Origin of the sequence: Pedobacter sp. HMWF019 (assembly GCF_003061025.1) — a bacterium.
Lineage (GTDB): Bacteria > Bacteroidota > Bacteroidia > Sphingobacteriales > Sphingobacteriaceae > Pedobacter.
The window spans coordinates 1-3,611 of record NZ_QAIL01000492.1; the positions used below are offsets into that span (position 1 = coordinate 1).

Genomic DNA, 3,611 nt, shown 5'->3' on the forward strand with positions numbered 1-3,611 from the left:
TAAATTTGATATATTCGAATTAAACATTGCATTTCCTGGAAGAGATCATATTGATTTGCATAGAAATAACGGTGATCGTAAAAGATGATGGAAGGGAAATGACTACTAATTGAAAATCTACATGAAATATCTAGATATAGAACAACTTAAAACAAATTTGAGCTTAGGCAAAACAGTTGAACAATGGCTTGGGCACAAACACGAGGAAGATTATACGGTTTTAAAATGGTTAAGTATTAAAAAGGAGCGTAATGCTGAATTTAATGTTGCTTACATTGAATCCTTCGATGAGGGGAGCGATGATTTTATAGATATATACGAGTTTTCCACTCTGGATCCCGATGAACTGCTAGGTGTTATAAATACCTTTAGTACTAAAGATGAGGCGTTGGATTTTTCCGTAAATGAATATGGCGCTTCAATGGGTAAATTTGTTTCCCAGGGAATGATTCAAGAAGAGTATGCTTTGTATCTAAATTTATAGGTGTGATGAAGGGATTAGGAGAAAAATATCAACTAATATTTCAATGAAAACAACAGCACAGGAGATAGAAGAAATAAAGAATTTTTGGAACTGGTTTTTAGCTCATTGCAATGATTTTGGTGAAAAATTCGAAAATGAGATATTAATAAATGAATTAGATGAAAGAATCCTAAACTTAGGAGATTTTGTATGGGAAATTGGTACTGGGGTAGAACATGACCATATGTTGGTGATTTCGCCTGGAGGAGACCCTGAGCTATTAAGGAAAACTAAGGAAATAGTCTCTTATTCTATATCGTGTAAAGGTTGGGAATTTTATTATTCAAAACCACCAAAGGAATGGAACCTCCTATTTATTTTTCAAAAAGATAATGGAGAGGAAATTGAGATTGATGGTAGGCATTGGCAATATACTTTGCTAAAATTTGATGACGGAATGTTTAAGGTGATTTTCAAGGCACCTGGATTATCAACTTTAAGTACTGAAGAACGTTTAACTGCTGCTGAAATCATTTTGGATAGTATCTTAGGTGAAGAATTTAGAATTTTGACGATAGGAGAAATTGACGTTGTTGATGACTTTGAGGATCAATGTAATAGTAATGATATAAGTAGCTTAGAGAAACATCTAAAACAATTGAGTTAGAAAATCTGCGGAATTAGGCCGGGTCTTGGAAAGAAGAATTATGTTTAAGTATATGTCCAGGGAGGCATGTATAATAAATGAATGGCTTGATAAACGACCAGTAAATTACATGAGAACTATTAGGGACATTAGGATAAAAAATGAGAATGGTTATTTAATTACCATTAATTTAAAGCGTATAAGTGGATTATAGTAAAGAAAGAGAATTAATATGTATGAAATATGGGGCTCCACTTGTCGAGTCTCCAGAAAATTTCAAAGTTGGAATTTCTAGGAATGTAAAGGATGGTTTATGGCCGATAAATGGATTAAGACATCTGGTAGAAGGTAATACAACAGGCTGGTATATCTGGGCAGGTGAGGATTTTTCAACAGACCCGGATTTTTTTATTCCTCTACATGTTAAACACCTGGAAGAGTGGTGTCCAATGGTTCTAAAATATTTAAGCTTGGCTCCTGGATGGAGATTTTTAGTTGCCGAAAAATATGAAGATGTTTGGGAAGATAAGTCTTTGTTAGAATTATAATCCTGGTCAGACAGCTAGAATATATCAATACCAGCAAAATTTTTACAAACATCCATGGGCTGTAAACTAAAGATATGATCTGATGAAAATTATTAGGAGAATATCAGGCAAAATTGAAAGTGTCTCGATGAAAGCAAATCTTGAGAAGATTTTAAACGAAGATTTAGGAACAAGCTATTTCTCAACAGACCTAGAAGAAGAGTCAATTCGGTATAGCATGATATTAAATTACATTTGCGATTATGGTTTACATGATAGTGTTATCGGTACTAAATTTACAGATAAGGAAATTTTAGAAGCTGAGATTCTATGCTTCACAGGCGGCAGAGCATTTTCTTATCCTCATCCTGAGGAACCTAAATTTCTTGAAAATACCTATTTAAATAGCTGTGGCTATTGTGGTGCATTTGGTAAACAGAAGACTGATTTTGTTATTAAGAAAGAACCCAATTTGAAATATAATTCAGTGGTATCATTACACTGGGCATTTGGAGAGATATTTTGTAATTCAGATTCCTACAAAGATTTTTTTAAAAAACTTGGGTTAGAATACAGACCGGTAATAGTGAAAAAAGAAAATCAACCTTCTGAATCCGTTGTACAGGTTGTTTTACCATTGGCTGATTCTGAATTGCGAATAAAAGAGGTGGACTTTACCAAGTGTTCTCATTGTGGAAGAATTAAATATACTCCCAACACTATTGGCTTTTTCCCCCAACCTGAAGATGAAAACTTTAGCATTATGAATACGCAGGAATTTTTTGGTAGCGGGCATTCAGCTGCTCACCGCATATTATTAACTAATGATGTAATGAAAGAGATGATAAAGTCTAATATGGCAAAGAAACATCAATTTGTGCCCTGCAAGAAAAAGAATGTAACTTAGACACATAGATGTGTAATTGTCCGCTTTAGGTATACATGATTTTGATAGCGTAAAGTTGAACAATGACCTGGATGGACTAAAAAAATAACTTTCAACCAATATTCGGGCTAATCTGGAACAACTACAAGACATTTTTATGAAAATACATGAATAACTATGGATGAAAAGAGTCATTTTTTGGATTTAATCCAGTCTAATATAGTTAAATATGGGTATCATGTAACAATAGTGAATTCTACAATCGAACCAAGATATATTTATACAATTGGATTAAGTAAATCAATTGGATTTGAGTTAATATTTGCGGGCGGTATTTATTATCTAAAGGAAGATGCATTAAAGATTATTGATGAAATTGTTAAGGTACTTAGGGGAAAAAACAATACAAACAGTGAAAAGATTAATTTGAATTCTTTTGGTAAATTTTCACTTTCTAACGTGGAGCCGTCTTGGGGCAAACTAATGATGCTTGGTGTATTTGATTATTATGAAACTGATCATATAAAAGCCATGCAAATAGTACCGGATAAAGCTTATTATACTCTGGATACACCAAATTTGTCAAATATATTTGACGCGTCATCAGAACCCGTTTGGAAATGGTTGGTGTATACATGGAATTACAGCGTTCCGGAGGATTCTACAGTTGTCTCAAATATTAATGCTTTGCTAGGGGACGCAATTACCGAAGTAACCAGGTGGGAAGATAACGAGTGGGAGATGTTTGCCGGGGCAGGCCCAGATGTAAAAGAGGATGAAATGAGGATTGTATCCTTGGGAACAATTTTAGGTATAGATAAAACACTCACACCAGCGATTAATTTGGATTTAGGTAAAGGTCTCTGGAGAGAATCTCTTGAATCAAGCTGGAATAAATGGGGATAAAAAAATAGACTTGCAGCATAGAAGAAATTAGATCATTTTTCAGCATCAATTATAAAATTAGGCGCTGACCGGTGAATAAAAAAATAAAGAATGACAGCATTTTCAAAATTTTCGGGATACATCTTATTGAAATGGACATTATTCTATATCTATCAATTCGCCGGTAATCATACTAAATGGAAC

5 protein-coding genes are annotated in these 3,611 nt (G+C 33.7%); all 5 read left to right on the top strand.

Features of this window, described 5'->3' with window-relative positions; all coding sequences use genetic code 11:
• Positions 1-121 precede the first annotated feature (121 nt).
• The 5 genes from DBR11_RS25385 (at position 122) to DBR11_RS25405 (ending at position 3,428) form a co-directional block, all read left to right on the top strand.
• Positions 122-484: a hypothetical protein gene (locus DBR11_RS25385; protein WP_108555374.1), complete on the top strand. Its 363-nt coding sequence runs from the start codon at positions 122-124 to the stop codon at positions 482-484.
• 43 nt (positions 485-527) lie between these two features.
• A complete protein-coding gene (locus DBR11_RS25390) occupies positions 528-1,130 on the top strand; it encodes a hypothetical protein (RefSeq protein WP_108555375.1) in 603 nt (200 codons plus the stop codon).
• 182 nt (positions 1,131-1,312) lie between these two features.
• Positions 1,313-1,657, top strand: a complete 345-nt coding sequence (locus DBR11_RS25395; protein WP_199233961.1) for a hypothetical protein — start codon at positions 1,313-1,315, stop codon at positions 1,655-1,657.
• A gap of 127 nt (positions 1,658-1,784) precedes the next feature.
• Entirely contained in the window at positions 1,785-2,543 is a 759-nt protein-coding gene (locus DBR11_RS25400) for a hypothetical protein (RefSeq protein ID WP_108555377.1), read from the top strand.
• A 156-nt stretch (positions 2,544-2,699) separates the two neighbouring features.
• Positions 2,700-3,428: a DUF4262 domain-containing protein gene (locus DBR11_RS25405; protein WP_108555378.1), complete on the top strand. Its 729-nt coding sequence runs from the start codon at positions 2,700-2,702 to the stop codon at positions 3,426-3,428.
• Positions 3,429-3,611: the final 183 nt, after the last annotated feature.